This window comes from Pseudomonas sp. NPDC087639, from assembly GCF_044743385.1.
Classification (GTDB): domain Bacteria; phylum Pseudomonadota; class Gammaproteobacteria; order Pseudomonadales; family Pseudomonadaceae; genus Aquipseudomonas.
Window position 1 is genome coordinate 85,804 of the sequence record NZ_JBIUWI010000010.1, and the last position, 14,042, is coordinate 99,845.

At 59.9% G+C, this 14,042-nt stretch carries 13 protein-coding genes; 3 read left to right on the top strand and 10 right to left on the bottom strand.

Annotated features, from left to right (window positions below; all coding sequences use genetic code 11):
• Positions 1-71: 71 nt before the first annotated feature.
• From pcaG to pcaR, 7 genes are all read right to left on the bottom strand, one after another.
• On the bottom strand, positions 72-638 hold the full coding sequence (pcaG, locus tag ACIOVB_RS07115; RefSeq protein ID WP_401266172.1) for a protocatechuate 3,4-dioxygenase subunit alpha: 567 nt from the start codon (positions 636-638) through the stop codon (positions 72-74).
• A 1-nt stretch (position 639) separates the two neighbouring features.
• Positions 640-1,344: a protocatechuate 3,4-dioxygenase subunit beta gene (gene pcaH / locus ACIOVB_RS07120; protein ID WP_187679430.1), complete on the bottom strand. Its 705-nt coding sequence runs from the start codon at positions 1,342-1,344 to the stop codon at positions 640-642.
• Positions 1,345-1,380: 36 nt separating this feature from the next.
• Entirely contained in the window at positions 1,381-2,586 is a 1,206-nt protein-coding gene (gene pcaF / locus ACIOVB_RS07125; RefSeq protein WP_187679431.1) for a 3-oxoadipyl-CoA thiolase, read from the bottom strand.
• On the bottom strand, positions 2,583-3,362 hold the full coding sequence (locus ACIOVB_RS07130; RefSeq protein WP_401266174.1) for a CoA-transferase subunit beta: 780 nt from the start codon (positions 3,360-3,362) through the stop codon (positions 2,583-2,585). The genes pcaF and ACIOVB_RS07130 overlap by 4 nt, the downstream gene beginning before the upstream one ends.
• Positions 3,362-4,219, bottom strand: a complete 858-nt coding sequence (locus ACIOVB_RS07135) for a CoA transferase subunit A (protein ID WP_103307044.1) — start codon at positions 4,217-4,219, stop codon at positions 3,362-3,364. The genes ACIOVB_RS07130 and ACIOVB_RS07135 overlap by 1 nt, the downstream gene beginning before the upstream one ends.
• Before the next feature lie 264 nt (positions 4,220-4,483).
• The gene (locus ACIOVB_RS07140) at positions 4,484-5,830 is read right to left on the bottom strand and encodes an MFS transporter (RefSeq protein ID WP_401266176.1); all 1,347 of its coding nucleotides are present in this window, start codon (positions 5,828-5,830) and stop codon (positions 4,484-4,486) included.
• Between the two features lie 293 nt (positions 5,831-6,123).
• Positions 6,124-6,966 carry a pca regulon transcriptional regulator PcaR gene (pcaR, locus tag ACIOVB_RS07145; protein ID WP_187679434.1) on the bottom strand — a complete coding sequence of 281 codons (843 nt, stop codon included), beginning with the start codon at positions 6,964-6,966 and terminating at the stop codon, positions 6,124-6,126.
• 653 nt (positions 6,967-7,619) lie between these two features.
• On the opposite strand from pcaR, the gene ACIOVB_RS07150 reads away from it, so the two are divergent.
• On the top strand, positions 7,620-7,820 hold the full coding sequence (locus ACIOVB_RS07150) for a hypothetical protein (protein WP_008080067.1): 201 nt from the start codon (positions 7,620-7,622) through the stop codon (positions 7,818-7,820).
• 373 nt (positions 7,821-8,193) lie between these two features.
• A complete protein-coding gene (locus tag ACIOVB_RS07155; RefSeq protein WP_187679435.1) occupies positions 8,194-9,669 on the top strand; it encodes an inorganic phosphate transporter in 1,476 nt (491 codons plus the stop codon).
• A gap of 937 nt (positions 9,670-10,606) precedes the next feature.
• Here ACIOVB_RS07155 and ccoM read toward each other — a convergent pair.
• From ccoM to ACIOVB_RS07170, 3 genes are all read right to left on the bottom strand, one after another.
• The gene (ccoM, locus tag ACIOVB_RS07160; RefSeq protein ID WP_003222396.1) at positions 10,607-10,720 is read right to left on the bottom strand and encodes a cytochrome c oxidase subunit CcoM; all 114 of its coding nucleotides are present in this window, start codon (positions 10,718-10,720) and stop codon (positions 10,607-10,609) included.
• Positions 10,721-10,868: 148 nt separating this feature from the next.
• Entirely contained in the window at positions 10,869-11,030 is a 162-nt protein-coding gene (locus ACIOVB_RS07165) for a hypothetical protein (RefSeq protein WP_187679436.1), read from the bottom strand.
• 100 nt (positions 11,031-11,130) lie between these two features.
• Positions 11,131-11,472: an aspartate-semialdehyde dehydrogenase gene (locus ACIOVB_RS07170; RefSeq protein ID WP_187679437.1), complete on the bottom strand. Its 342-nt coding sequence runs from the start codon at positions 11,470-11,472 to the stop codon at positions 11,131-11,133.
• A gap of 230 nt (positions 11,473-11,702) precedes the next feature.
• Here ACIOVB_RS07170 and rapA point away from each other — a divergent pair.
• Positions 11,703-14,042, top strand: a 2,340-nt coding sequence (gene rapA / locus ACIOVB_RS07175; RefSeq protein ID WP_401266179.1) for an RNA polymerase-associated protein RapA, incomplete at its 3' end; no start/stop codon positions are given.

Genomic DNA, 14,042 nt, shown 5'->3' on the forward strand with positions numbered 1-14,042 from the left:
AGTGCTGCGCACTCGGTCGGGGATAAATCCCCTCACCACAAAACTCACTCCACTGGAATAGCGGTGTTCTTTCAATAATCGAAGAACACCGTCTCGGCGTCAGTGCCCTGCAAAATCACGTTCCACTGATAAACCCCCGACGCATCGGGCTTTGCCAGCAACGTCGTGCGGCGCTCGGCCGGCACACATTCCAGCAGCGGGTCATTCACGTTCGCCGGCTCGCCGTCAAAATAGATCCGCGTCAACAAGTGCTTCACCAACCCGCGAGCAAACACCAACACCACCAGATGCGGCGCCTGGGTCGAGCCCTTCAAACCCTCGACCGTGCCTGGCTTGATCGTGGTGAAACGGAAACGCCCTTCGGCATCCACCGGCACCCGACCAAAACCTTCGAAGTGCGGGTCCAACGGTTTGTCCTGCTCGTCTTCCGGATGGTCGTATTTGCCGGCGGCGTTGGCTTGCCAGACTTCAAGCATGGCGTCATTAACCACATCGCCGTTGCCATCGACGACTTGTCCGGTGATCGCCACACGCTCGCCGAGGGTCAGTTCATTGGCGAGGTTTTCACGGTTCAGCCAGGTCAGACCGATGTGGTAGTAAGGCCCGACGGTGTGGGACGTGGTCGCATTCAGGGTCATCTTATTTCTCCATCGGCGTGGCATCACGGCCGCGCAACACGATGTCCCAACGGTAACCGAGGGCGTAGGACGGAATGGTTTTTTCCAGATCGAAAGCAGCGATCAGGCGTTCCTTGGCGGACGTATCCGGTACGCAGTTGTAGATCGGGTCGTAGGCCAGCAACGGGTCGCCGGGGAAATACATCTGCGTCACCAAGCGGGTCAGTATGCTCGGCCCGAACAACGAGAAATGGATGTGCGCCGGGCGCCAGGCGTTGTGGTGGTTACCCCACGGATAGGCGCCGGGCTTGATGGTCTGGAACTGATACCAGCCATCGGCGTCGGTCACGGTGCGACCGGTGCCGGTGAAGTTCGGGTCCAGCGGCGCATCGTGCAGGTCGCGTGGGTGGTTGTAGCGGCCGGCGGCGTTGGCCTGCCAGATTTCTACGAGAATCCCCGGCACCGGCAAGCCGTTTTCGTCGAGCACACGGCCGTGGATGATGATCCGCTCGCCCTGTGGTTCGCCGTCATGCTGGGCGGTCAGGTCGTTGTCCTTTTCGGCCACACGCTCGGCGCCGATGGTCGGGCCAGTGATTTCCGACAGCGAGTGGGGCAGAAACACCAACGGCTTGGAGGGCGAGCGCAAATTGGTGGATTGATACGTCGGGTGCAGGTACTCAGGCTGGGTGCCTTCCTGCGGACGACGGTAGCCAGGCTTGTCAGTCATTTCGCTTTCCTCTGTTCTTATTCGTCACGGCTTGCGTCAGACGCGTTCGATGGCCAAGGCAAGTCCTTGGCCGACACCGACGCACATAGTCGCCAGACCTTTCTTGCCACCGGTCTTTTCCAGCTGATGCAGCGCCGTCAGCACCAGGCGCGCGCCGCTCATGCCCAACGGGTGACCCAAGGCAATCGCGCCGCCATTCGGGTTGACCTGCGCGGCGTCGTCCGCCAAGCCGAGTTCACGCAGCACCGCCAAACCCTGGCTGGCAAACGCTTCGTTGAGTTCGATCACATCGAAATCGCTGACCGCCACACCTAGACGCTCGATCAGTTTACGCACCGCTGGCACCGGGCCGATGCCCATTACCCGTGGCGCGACACCGGCACTGGCCATGCCCAGCACTTTGGCGCGGGCGGTCAAACCGTGTTTTTTCACCGCTTCGGCCGAGGCCAGAATCAGCGCGGCGGCGCCGTCGTTCACGCCCGAGGCATTGCCGGCGGTGACAGTCTTGTCCGGGCCGTTGACCGGTTTCAGTTTGGTCAGCGCTTCGATCGTTGTGTCTGCGCGCGGGTGTTCATCTTGGCTGACCACCGTTTCGCCCTTCTTGTGGGCGATCCGTACTTCGACGATTTCTTCAGCGAAGTAGCCGGCGGCCTGCGCGGCGGCTGTCCGTTGCTGACTGCGCAGGGCGAAAGCGTCCTGATCCTCACGGGAAACTTCGTAATCGTCAGCGACGTTGTCCGCGGTCTGCGGCATCGCGTCGACGCCGTACTGCGCTTTCATCAAAGGGTTGATGAAGCGCCAGCCGATGGTGGTGTCTTCCAGTTTCATATTGCGTGAGAACGCTGCATCAGCCTTGCCCATCACGAACGGTGCGCGGGACATCGACTCGACGCCGCCGGCAATCGCCAGCTCCATCTCGCCGCTGGCGATGGCGCGAAACGCCGTGCCGATCGCATCCATGCCCGAAGCGCAGAGGCGATTGAGGGTCACGCCGGGCACGGTTTCCGGCAGGCCTGCCAGCAGCAGCGCCATGCGTGCGACGTTGCGGTTGTCTTCGCCAGCCTGGTTGGCGCAGCCGAGGAACACCTCGTCGATTGCACTCCAGTCCACCGACGGGTTGCGTTCCATCAGCGCCTTGATCGGCACAGCGGCCAGATCGTCGGCGCGAACGGCGGACAAACCACCGCCGAAACGGCCGATGGGGGTACGAATCGCATCGCAGATATAAACGTCACGCATCATGCTTCTCCCGGTGCCTGACCGTGCGCCGCAGCGGTGCGCGCTTCGAGATCACGCAACGCAGTCAGCTCGACCTGGGTCGGCTCGGCGGTTTGTTCAACATTGTCGGCAAAGCGGATCGCCCAACCGGTAGCGGCAACCACTTGCTCGCGGGTCACGCCCGGGTGCAGTGCGGTGACCACGAATTCGTGAGTGCCCTCCTCCGGTTCCATGATGCACAGGTCGGTGATGATGCCGACCGGACCGGCGCCCGGCAGGCCCAGTCGCTTGCGCGAATCGCCGCCCTCACCATGGCCGACCGAGGTGATGAAATCGAGCTTGTCGACAAACGAGCGCGCCGACTGTTTAAGGATGATCAGTACACTCTTCGCCGAGCCGGCAATCTCCGGCGCGCCGCCGGCTCCCGGCAGACGCACTTTCGGCGAATGGTAATCGCCGACCACAGTGGTGTTGATGTTGCCGAAACGGTCGACCTGCGCCGCGCCGAGAAAACCGACGTCGATGCGTCCGCCCTGCAACCAATAGCGAAAAATCTCACCGGTCGGCACGACGGTGTCAGCGGTTTCCGCCAACTCGCCGTCACCGATGGACAGCGGCAGTACGCTTGGTTTGGCGCCAATCGGGCCGGATTCGTAAATCAGCACCACGTCCGGCGATGAAGTCAGGCGCGCGAGGTTGGCGGCTTTCGACGGCAAGCCGATGCCAACGAAGCACACCGAGCCGTTCTTCAGGCGACGGGCTGCGGCGACGGTCATCATTTCATTAGTGGTGTAAGTCATTACTTGGCCTCCGAAGCAGCGGCCAACTTGGCCTGGAACTCGCTGAAATCAGCGCAGCCATGGATGTATTCGTTGATCCACGCGGTAAACGTCTCACGGTCGCGGGCAATCGGGTCCCACGCCTGATAGAAACGATTGTCACGCTCGGTGTAACCGTGGGCGTAGGAAGGATGCGCGCCACCCGGGACGTGACAGACCGCGCTCAAGGCCCAGGTCGGCAGCACGCAGGCGTTCATCGGTGCGTTGAGGTTGTCGACGATTTCCTCGACGGTAACGATGCAGCGTTTGGCGGCCAGTGCGGCTTCTTTCTGCACGCCGAGAATGCCCCACAGCAACACGTTGCCTTGGCGGTCGGCTTTCTGCGCGTGGATCACAGTGACGTCCGGGCGCACCGATGGCACCGCCGCCAGCACTTCACCGGTGAATGGGCAGGTGACGGATTTGATCAGCGGGTTGACCTTCGGCAGGTCGGAGCCGGCGTAGGCGCGCAGCACAGCGAACGGCAGGCCGGAAGCGCCGGCGACGTAGGCATTGGCCAGGTCGGCGTGGCTGTGTTCTTCGATTTCCAGCGGGTGCGGCCATTGTTTCTCGACAGCATCGCGCAGACGATGCAGCGAACCCACACCCGGATTGCCACCCCAAGAGAAGATCAGCTTGCGCGCACAGCCGGCGCCGATCAGTTGGTCGTAGATCAGGTCAGGCGTCATCCGCACCAGGGTCAGATCTTTCTTGCCCTGACGAATGATCTCATGACCCGCCGCCGTAGGGATCAGGTGAGTGAAGCCTTCGAGCGCAACGGTGTCGCCGTCGTTGACGAATTGCTTCACCGCGTCGTGCAGCGAAAGGATCTCAGCCATGGAGCGGGCTCCCGTTTTTGTAGTGGATCGCCAGTGATAAAAAAGGCGCGAGGTTCAGCGCCGGAGTCACTGCAGATTAAGCCTGGGAAATTTGCCAAACAATCCGATAATCGACTCAGTGTTCGTTTATCGAACAGATTGTTGTCAGCCTAACTTTGTGTGTTGTCTGCAAAAGATCGCAGCCTGCGGCAGCTCTCTACAGGGGTATGTATTCCAATTCAGGAGCCGCCGCAGGCTGCGATCTTTTCAATCTACAGCGCGATATCAAGTCGCATCCGCATGACTCACCATGCCTTTGATCACCACCGCCGTGGTCGCCAACGCTGCCGGAATCACCAGCGCCGTCAACACCTGCTCGAAATTCCAGCCCAACCCCAGCAGCGTCGCGCCCATCCACGCGCCGAGAATCGCGCCGAAACGGCCAATCCCCAGCATCCATGAGACGCCGGTTGCCCGGCCCTGCGTCGGATAGAACCGCGCCGCCAACGAAGGCATCGCCGATTGCGCACCGTTCACGCACATCCCCGCCACCAACACCAAGGTCGCCAGCAATGTGATGTTGCCCAGACTCTGCCCCACCGCGTAGGCAAAAAACCCGGCCAGCAGATAGAAAATGCCGATGACCTTGTGCGGATTGAAGCGATCCATCGCCCATCCCACACCGACCGCACTCAATACTCCGCCGAACTGGAACAATGCGCCGATAAACGCGGCCTGCTCCATGCTCGCGCCGCTGTCACGCATCAGCGTCGGCAGCCAACTGGTCAGCAGGTACACAATCACCAGGCCCATGAAGTACGTCAGCCACAGCAGCAGCGTGCCGGCGCTGTAGGTGCCGGAAAAGATCACTGCGAACACGTTACGCGCCTTGACGGTTTTCTGTTCCGGGACGCTGAAACTCGAAGCCTGCGCGACCACCACCGGATCAATCGGCGCCAGCGTCTTGCGGACTTTGTCAGTGCCACGGTTACGGACTACAAGGTAGCGCGCCGATTCCGGCAGCCAGAACAGCAGCACCACGGCGAGGATCAAGGGCAAAATGCCGCCGATCAGCAACAGGCTGTGCCAGCCGAACGCCGGGATCAACTTGGCGGAAATGAACCCGCCACCGGCCATGCCAAGGTTGAAACCACAGAACATGCTAGTCACCAGAAGCGACTTCTTGCGCTCCGGAGTGTATTCCGACAGCAGCGTCGTCGCGTTCGGCATCCCCGCGCCCAGACCGAGGCCGGTCAAAAAGCGCAGCACCAGCAATTGTTCGACGTTGGTGCTGTACGCCGATGCCAGGCTGAAAGCGCCGAACAGCACAACCGCGCCCACCAGTACGACTTTGCGCCCGAAGCGGTCAGCCAGAGGCCCGGAACCGAGTGCGCCGAAGACCATGCCGATCAGCGCGGCACTCATCACCGGGCCAAGGCTGGCGCGGTCGATGCCCCAATCCTGCGACAGCGCCGGGGCAATGAAGCCCATCGCTGCGGTGTCGAGGCCATCAAGAAACACAATCAGGAAACACAGGATCACCACCCGCCACTGATAGCGCGAGATCGGTTGGGCGTTGATAAAGGACTGCACGTCGAGGCAGTTACCTACAGCGGACTGAGGCTGGTTCATTGTTTTTATTCCACGCAAAAAACGCAGTCGAACGGCGACCGGCCAAGGAGCGGCACGGTGACAAGAATAGAAGGTTGCAATCAGGCGTTGCGGGGAACCCGGCAACAGGAACTGGGGCGGCGACAGTCGGGGAACGTGCGCATGGGGAGTTGCCTCTTGTCATTATTATGGGAGTCGGCAGTCCGGCTGACGCTTTCGCTCAGCGCCGGATGACGCTGCCGCGACATTAATGATCCGAGGGTTTTAGCGTCAATTCGATAAACGCAACACTGTGCGTTTATCGAACAGCTTCATCAGGCAAACAACTGCGCGCTGAGGTCGCGGCTGGCACTGAGCAGGCCCGGCAGAAAGCGCTGCTCCAGCTCGGTGCGGCTGACTCGGCCGGCGTGGGTGCTGACGTTGAGCGCGGCCACCACTTGCCCCGAGGCGTCGTAAACCGGCACGGCAATCGAGCGCAGGCCTTGCTCCAGTTCCTGATCGACAATGCACCAACCCTGCTGCCGCACTTCTTGCAGGCATTCGAGCAGTGCGTCGGGGGTGTGAATCGTGCGGCTGGTCTTGGCGACCAGTTCGGCGTGATCGAGGTATTCGCGTAGCGTCGTGTCGTCCAGCGCGGCCAGCAGAATCCGCCCCATCGACGTGCAATAGGCAGGCAAACGTCCGCCCACCGAGAGATCCACGGAGATCAGTCGCTGAGTCGTCGCCGATCGGGCGATATAGAGAATGTCGTCGCCCTCAAGCGTGGCCATGTTGCAAGCTTCGTGCAGTTGCTCACTCATGCGGTCGAGGTAGGGCTGCGCGGAAACGGCCAACGGCGTCGAGGATAAATAGGCATGGCCAAGGGTCAGCACTTTCGGCAGCAGCGAATACGTGCGGCCATCGGTGGTGGCGTAGCCGAGTTTGATCAAGGTGTGCAGGCACCGGCGCACCGCAGCGCGGGGAATTTCCGTACGGTGGCTGATCTGGGCGATGGTCAAATGCCTTTTGCGCTCCTGAAATGCCTGCACCACCGCCAGGCCACGGGCCAGCGAGGTCATGAAATCCGGATCGCCTGTCAGCGCCTGGATCCGTTTGGCCGGCGAAGCGACGATCGGCGGCGCCACGGAAGTGAAGGAGTTGCGCATTTGGTCGTTCATTTCAGGTCCTTTATCCGGCTCGGATCACGGGCTATACAATCGGCTCACAGGGAGATGCACAAGGGCTAGGCCAACAACATTGGGCGATTATCGAACCGTCGACCGATAATCGCAATCGAGCACACAGCGCACGTTCGGCCGCGTGAGCGGTTTGCGCAACTTTGAACGCACACTGAATCAGCGTTTTTAGTTGTTCGACTTAATGGCGCCAAAAACAGATCGCTTGGCAAATAACGGTTTGCCCGTGAGGCAACTACCGATAAAAGTTGTCAGTAACATAACGATCACACATCCAGAACCTTTTTTAACTTGGCAAAGATAGTCATTCCCGAATCGACCGCTATAATGCACCTCAGTGGGACCACCGTTCTTTACTTGCCGTGGTCGCCACCCGCTGACGCGATGTCCATCGCCGACAGCCCGGCCAGCGCCTGACGCGAATGACTCATGCAACGCCAGCGCTCGCTGAAACAGGAAGCTGATGCTACGTCAGTTTTAATCTGGTGCCGTAGCCCGCCTGCAACATGGAAGTCTTGATCGCCCTGCCGATTACATCAATGCCTGTTCAGGTATTGGCACTCGACGGACCCGCTCAATCGATTTGTTGCCGTGCGTTTCACCAGACATTTAACTCAACTCAAACAGGTAGCACTGTGACGAAAGACGAACTGCGCGCGGAACTTGAGCGCCAGGAACAACGTTACAAGGAAGTTTACGGCGGGGAAGTCACCACCTACGCCGCTCAGCCAGAACCGGAACGCAAGGCATGGCGTAAACGCCCCACCGTTCAGGATCAGGTCTTCAAGCAAGAAATTGAAAAGATCGAAAAGGAACTCAAAGCCGAAGAGCCATGAGCCACGGGTTTTGATCATTTCCAAGGCAGCCGTGCGCACCGTTACAAACGCGGTGTATCGACGATGCCATGCGCGCCCGCTACCCGCGGGCAGCGGCTATCTCCCCGTCATGAACGCTAATGGGGAGCTACATAAAGGTTTCAAAGATATTTCAGACAAGCGTTTGAGCCCGCGATCTCCACGGAAAAAGGTGCGCTTCCGAATACTTTTCCATTGAAAATCAACAGGTTGAAAAACCCTGCGTGACACTGGGTTTTAACGCGCTGCAACAAATTAAATCGAAGAAGAATGTTACCGATGAGCAGGGAGGGCATCGATTTCGAGACTTTTCTGGCATAATCGCGCCCCCTTACGACCGGGTCAGAAAACCTTCATGATCGATTTATTCAGCGGACTGGATGCTTGGGTGCTTGTGAGCCTCTTGCTCGCCCTGACGTTTGTCCTCGCCTTCGAGTTCATCAATGGATTTCATGACACCGCTAACGCGGTAGCCACTGTTATCTACACCAAAGCCATGCCGCCTCACCTGGCGGTGTTCTTCTCCGGTGTGTTCAATTTCCTCGGCGTGCTGCTGGGTGGCGTTGGCGTGGCGTATGCCATTGTCCACTTGCTGCCGGTTGAGCTGCTGATCAATGTGAACACCGGCCATGGCCTGGCGATGGTGTTCTCGTTGCTCGCCGCGGCAATCGCCTGGAACCTTGGCACCTGGTACTTCGGTATCCCGGCGTCCAGTTCCCATACCCTGATCGGCTCGATCCTCGGTGTTGGCCTGGCCAACGCCCTGATCAACGACATACCGTTGGCCGACGGCGTGAACTGGCAGAAAGCGATCGACATCGGCGCCTCGCTGGTGTTCTCGCCGATGGCTGGTTTCCTGATCGCCGCACTGATACTGATCGGCCTGAAATGGTGGCGGCCGCTGTCGAAGATGCACAAGACGCCGGAACAGCGCCGCAAGATCGACGACAAGAAGCACCCGCCGTTCTGGAACCGCCTCGTCTTGGTGATCTCGGCCATGGCCGTCAGCTTCGTGCACGGCTCCAACGATGGTCAGAAAGGTATCGGCCTGATCATGCTGGTGCTGATCGGTATCGTCCCTGCGCAGTTCGTACTCGACCTGAACAGCACGACCTACCAGATCGAACGTACCCGCGATGCGACCCTGCATCTGAGCCAGTTCTACCAGCGCAACGCCGACTCCCTCGGTGAGTTCCTGGCCCTGGGCAAGAGCGTAGAAGGCGATCTGCCGGAGAAATTCCGCTGCAACCCGCAACAGACTGAACCGACCATCTCCGCCCTGCTCCACACCCTCAAAGGTGTAGCGGACTACCATTCGCTGTCGTCGGAAAGCCGCATTGAAGTGCGTCGCTACCTGCTGTGCCTAGACGACACCGCGAAGAAAGTCGGCAAGTTGCCTGGCCTGGAACCCCGTGAAAAGGCTGACCTGGACAAGCTGCGCAAAGACCTGACCACCACCACCGAATACGCGCCGTTCTGGGTGATTCTGGCGGTTGCACTGGCCTTGGGCCTGGGCACCATGGTTGGCTGGAAACGCGTGGTACTGACCATCGGCGAGAAGATCGGCAAGCAAGGCATGACCTACTCCCAGGGCATGTCGGCGCAGATCACCACCGCCACCCTGATCGGCATGGCCAACATCTTCAGCCTGCCGGTGTCCACCACCCACGTCCTCTCCTCGGGCGTGGCCGGCACCATGGTCGCCAACAAAAGCGGCCTGCAAGGCGGCACGGTGAAAACCATCCTGCTGGCCTGGGTACTGACCCTGCCGGCGACCGTGGCACTGTCGGCCGGGTTGTTCTGGCTGGCGTCGAAGGCGCTGGGTAGCTGATAGATAGCGGTAAATGATAAAGGCGCGATTCGAGAGGATCGCGCCTTTTTTTTTTTGGATTTTGGGTTTGGGTTTGGGATTGGGATTGGGATTGGGGGCATATCCGTTGCTGCGGGTGTTGCTGCTGGCGGTTTCGCTCTTACAGCGACTCACTTTTCCAAACGCCGAAAAGTAAGCAAAAGGCTTTGCCCCCGGCGTACGGCACTTCGCTAAGGCTCAGTGTTCCCTCGCTACGGTGTCCATCCGGGGGCATCGCTTCCGGTTTGCTTCGCTGCACCTCCTTTCGATGGATGCGGCTTCGCCGCACGGCGCTGCGCGCCTCCCCCCTGATGAACACCTTCGCTCGGCCTGCCGATGGGGGCAAAAGAGCAAAAGCAACATCAAGAGCCAAAGCCAAAGCCAAAGCCAAAACAGATCAAAAAATCGCAGCTTCGGAAGCTCACAAGGAATGAGTACACCCACCAGAGCTTGGTCGGCTGTCAGGCTGGCTCCTACAGTTTTAACTGCGTACAACCCAAGCGGCAAAGCCGCACCACTCAACACAATGAGCGTTAGCTCGAGTACCGCTTTTGATCTCAGAGCCCGTCGGTAGGCTGAGTGGAGGGATTGATCCGGGGGTGGGAGCGCAGCGACCGTTTGGCGAAGCCAAACACATCGAAAGGAGGTGCAGCGAAGCAAACCGGAAGCGATGCCCCCGGATCAATTCCGGAGCGAAGGAACCCCGAGCCTCAGCGAGGGGCCGAACGTCAGGGTAAAGCCTTTTTGGTTACTTTTTTCTGGGCCGGCACTCCGGGCGTCTGGAAAAAGTGACCCGCCGTAAGGGCGGAACCACAAGACGCCATCACCCAAAAAACGGATATACACACAAACCGAAAGGCAAAAAAAAGGGCAACCGAAGTCGCCCAAAATGCCTTGCGTGCCCATCAATCCAGAAGAACTACTTCTTGCGCTTATTCGCATCCTTCCAGATAAAAAATCCAAACCCTGCAAAAAACAGAACCATGAGCCCAACCGTCAGAACCCCGGCAAACACCACGTTATCGAAAAACATGACTGTGGCCTCCTGGCCCCTGCTCTGCTGCGATGGAGCTAAGTTAACCAATCACGCAGGCGCAGAAATTGACCAGGATCAAGTCCGGTCAACACAGCAAGCAAAGGCGGGAAAATAACTGACCTGCATCAAAGGATGCAGGAGGAGATCAACGCTTTTTCGGTTTGTTTTTCGACTTTTTCTTGGCTTTTCCCAACGGCATGGCCTGTTCGAAGGCATTGCGCACTTCGTTCAGACGCTTCTCGTTGAGGTCATGCACACGCTTGGCGCGTTCGGTACTGAGGTCGATCAGTTTGTCGTCTTGGCTCATGGCGTTCGGTGCATCACTTGAGGAAATCACAACTGCCACAACATGGGCAGGACTGCGCCAATAATGCAGCCTGGCGCCTGCGCTGACCAGTCGGCACACCTCAAATCTCGATATCGACCCACAAGCCCTGACGCGGCTGATCTTCCATCAGCGGCACCACCGGCACCGTGTTGTCTGCATTGAGTGCCGTACCCGGCACGGCGAGGTGTTCCTCAGGGTCTTCATCGGCTTCGCGGCGCCGACGATCACGCTCCTGCTGGCGACGCTGTTCTTCGCGCAGCAGCAGCCCGTCCTCTTCAGGATCGCGTTTTTGCAGATCGATCGTGCTTTCGTTGGAGCTTTCCTGCACCGGTACCACCGGAGGAATGTCCGGCCGCTGGCGGATCGGATCCTGCTGGGAAGTGATCGGCACGGCGCTCAGGGGGAGCATCGGTGGCAGCATATAAAGGGTCTCCTGTGAGCAGGCTATCGGCTTGGACGTGGACGGCTTGAGCCGCCGGTCGCAAACTTGTGACCGGGTTAGCACTCACTGGTGCCCTGCTCCCGCGCAAATCCGACGCATGACCTAATCTTCCCTTTGCAGTTAAAAGCCGGCCACGGCTCCTAATCCTTTGGCCTCGGGGCCTCATTCCGTTAAGATAGCCCGCTTTTTCAAGGTGGGAGTCAGGCAGCATGGCGCAGCAGTATCAACCGGGGCAACGCTGGATCAGTGACAGCGAAGCAGAGCTTGGTTTAGGCACCGTTCTGGCACAGGACGGCCGCTTGTTGACCGTGCTTTACCCGGCCACTGGCGAAACCCGCCAGTACGCGCTACGGAATGCGCCCCTGACCCGCGTGCGGTTCTCGCCGGGTGACAGCATTACCCACTTCGAAGGCTGGAAGATGACCGTGCAGCAAGTCGACGATGTCGACGGGCTGATGGTCTATCACGGTCTCAACGGGCAGAACGAAGCCGTCACCCTGCCGGAAACCCAGCTGTCGAACTTCATTCAGTTCCGTCTGGCCAGCGACCGTCTGTTCGCCGGTCAGATCGACCCGCTGGCGTGGTTCTCCCTGCGCTACAACACCCTCGAACACACCAGCCGCCAGTTGCAATCTTCGCTCTGGGGCCTGGGTGGCGTTCGCGCACAGCCGATTGCGCACCAGTTGCACATTGCCCGTGAAGTCGCTGACCGTATCGCGCCGCGGGTTTTGCTGGCGGACGAAGTGGGTCTGGGTAAAACCATCGAAGCCGGTCTGGTCATCCATCGCCAACTACTCTCGGGCCGCGCCAATCGCGTGCTGATCCTGGTGCCGGAAAACCTCCAGCACCAGTGGCTGGTGGAAATGCGCCGCCGCTTCAATCTGCAGGTCGCGCTGTTCGACGAAGAACGCTTCATCGAAAGCGATGCCGCCAACCCGTTCGAAGACACTCAACTCGCGCTGGTTGCGCTGGAATGGCTGGTCGACGACGAAAAGGCCCAAGACGCATTGTTCGCCGCTGGCTGGGACTTGATGGTGGTCGACGAAGCGCACCACTTGGTCTGGCACGAAGAAAAGGCCAGCCCCGAGTATTCGCTGGTCGAACAACTGGCCGAAGTGATTCCGGGCGTGCTGCTGCTCACCGCCACCCCGGAACAACTTGGTCAGGACAGCCACTTCGCCCGTCTGCGCCTGCTCGATCCAAACCGTTTCCATGACCTGGCCGCGTTCCGCGCCGAGAGCGAAAACTATCGCCCGGTGGCCGAAGCCGTTCAGGAGCTGCTGGACAAAGGGCGCCTGTCGCCTGAAGCACACAAGACCATTCACGGTTTCCTCGGCAACGAAGGCGAAGCCCTGTTGACCGCGGTCAACGATGGCGACACCGAAGCCAGCGCCCGTCTCGTGCGTGAACTGCTCGACCGCCACGGTACCGGCCGCGTGCTGTTCCGTAACACCCGCGCCGCTGTGCAGGGTTTCCCGGAACGCAAACTGCATCCGTACCCGCTGCCATGCCCGGACGAATATCTGGAACTGCCGCTGGGCGACCATGCCGAGCTGTACCCGGAAGTCAGCTTCCAGGCCCAGCCGGACGCCAGCGAAGAAGAGCGCTGGTGGAAATTCGATCCGCGCGTCGAGTGGCTGATCGATCAGCTGAAAATGCTCAAACGCACCAAAGTGCTGGTGATCTGCGCCCCCGCGGAAGCCGCGCTGGCCCTGGAAGACGCCCTGCGCGTGCGCTCCGGCATCCCGGCCACGGTGTTCCACGAAGGCATGAACATCCTTGAGCGTGACCGCGCCGCCGCCTACTTCGCCGACGAAGAGTTTGGCGCGCAAGTACTGATCTGCTCGGAAATCGGCAGTGAAGGTCGCAACTTCCAGTTCGCGCATCACTTGGTACTGTTCGATCTGCCGTCGCACCCGGACCTGCTTGAGCAGCGTATCGGTCGTCTCGACCGGATCGGCCAGAAACACATCATCGAACTGCACGTGCCATACCTGGAAACCAGCCCGCAAGAGCGTCTGTTCCAGTGGTACCACGAAGCGCTTAACGCCTTCCTCAACACTTGCCCGACCGGCAACGCCTTGCAGCATCAGTTCGGCCCGCGCCTGCTGCCGCTGCTTGAAGAAGCCGACGACAGCGAGTGGCAAGCGCTGATCGACGAAGCGCGCACCGAGCGCGAGCGTCTGGAAGAAGAGCTGCACACCGGTCGCGACCGTCTGCTGGAACTCAACTCCGGCGGCTCGGGTGAAGGCGATCAACTGGTCGAGGACATCCTTGAGCAAGACGATCAGTTCGCCCTGCCGATCTACATGGAAACCCTGTTCGACGCGTTTGGCATCGACAGCGAAGACCATTCGGAAAACGCCCTGATCCTCAAGCCGAGCGAAAAAATGCTCGACGCCAGCTTCCCGCTGGGCGATGACGAAGGCGTGACCATCACTTACGACCGCAACCAGGCGCTGTCGCGCGAAGGCATGCCGTTCATCACCTGGGAACACCCGATGGTGCAGGGGGGCAGGGAGGTGGTGCTGTCCGGTGCGATGGGCTCC

Coding starts and splice junctions, on each gene's coding strand:
- pcaG (WP_401266172.1), bottom strand. CDS start 638: ATGACCCTGAATGCGACCACGTCCCACACCGTCGGGCCTTACTACCAC.
- pcaH (WP_187679430.1), bottom strand. CDS start 1,344: ATGACTGACAAGCCTGGCTACCGTCGTCCGCAGGAAGGCACCCAGCCT.
- pcaF (WP_187679431.1), bottom strand. CDS start 2,586: ATGATGCGTGACGTTTATATCTGCGATGCGATTCGTACCCCCATCGGC.
- ACIOVB_RS07130 (WP_401266174.1), bottom strand. CDS start 3,362: ATGACTTACACCACTAATGAAATGATGACCGTCGCCGCAGCCCGTCGC.
- ACIOVB_RS07135 (WP_103307044.1), bottom strand. CDS start 4,219: ATGGCTGAGATCCTTTCGCTGCACGACGCGGTGAAGCAATTCGTCAAC.
- ACIOVB_RS07140 (WP_401266176.1), bottom strand. CDS start 5,830: ATGAACCAGCCTCAGTCCGCTGTAGGTAACTGCCTCGACGTGCAGTCC.
- pcaR (WP_187679434.1), bottom strand. CDS start 6,966: ATGAACGACCAAATGCGCAACTCCTTCACTTCCGTGGCGCCGCCGATC.
- ACIOVB_RS07155 (WP_187679435.1), top strand. CDS start 8,194: ATGATCGATTTATTCAGCGGACTGGATGCTTGGGTGCTTGTGAGCCTC.
- ccoM (WP_003222396.1), bottom strand. CDS start 10,720: ATGTTTTTCGATAACGTGGTGTTTGCCGGGGTTCTGACGGTTGGGCTC.
- ACIOVB_RS07165 (WP_187679436.1), bottom strand. CDS start 11,030: ATGAGCCAAGACGACAAACTGATCGACCTCAGTACCGAACGCGCCAAG.
- ACIOVB_RS07170 (WP_187679437.1), bottom strand. CDS start 11,472: ATGCTGCCACCGATGCTCCCCCTGAGCGCCGTGCCGATCACTTCCCAG.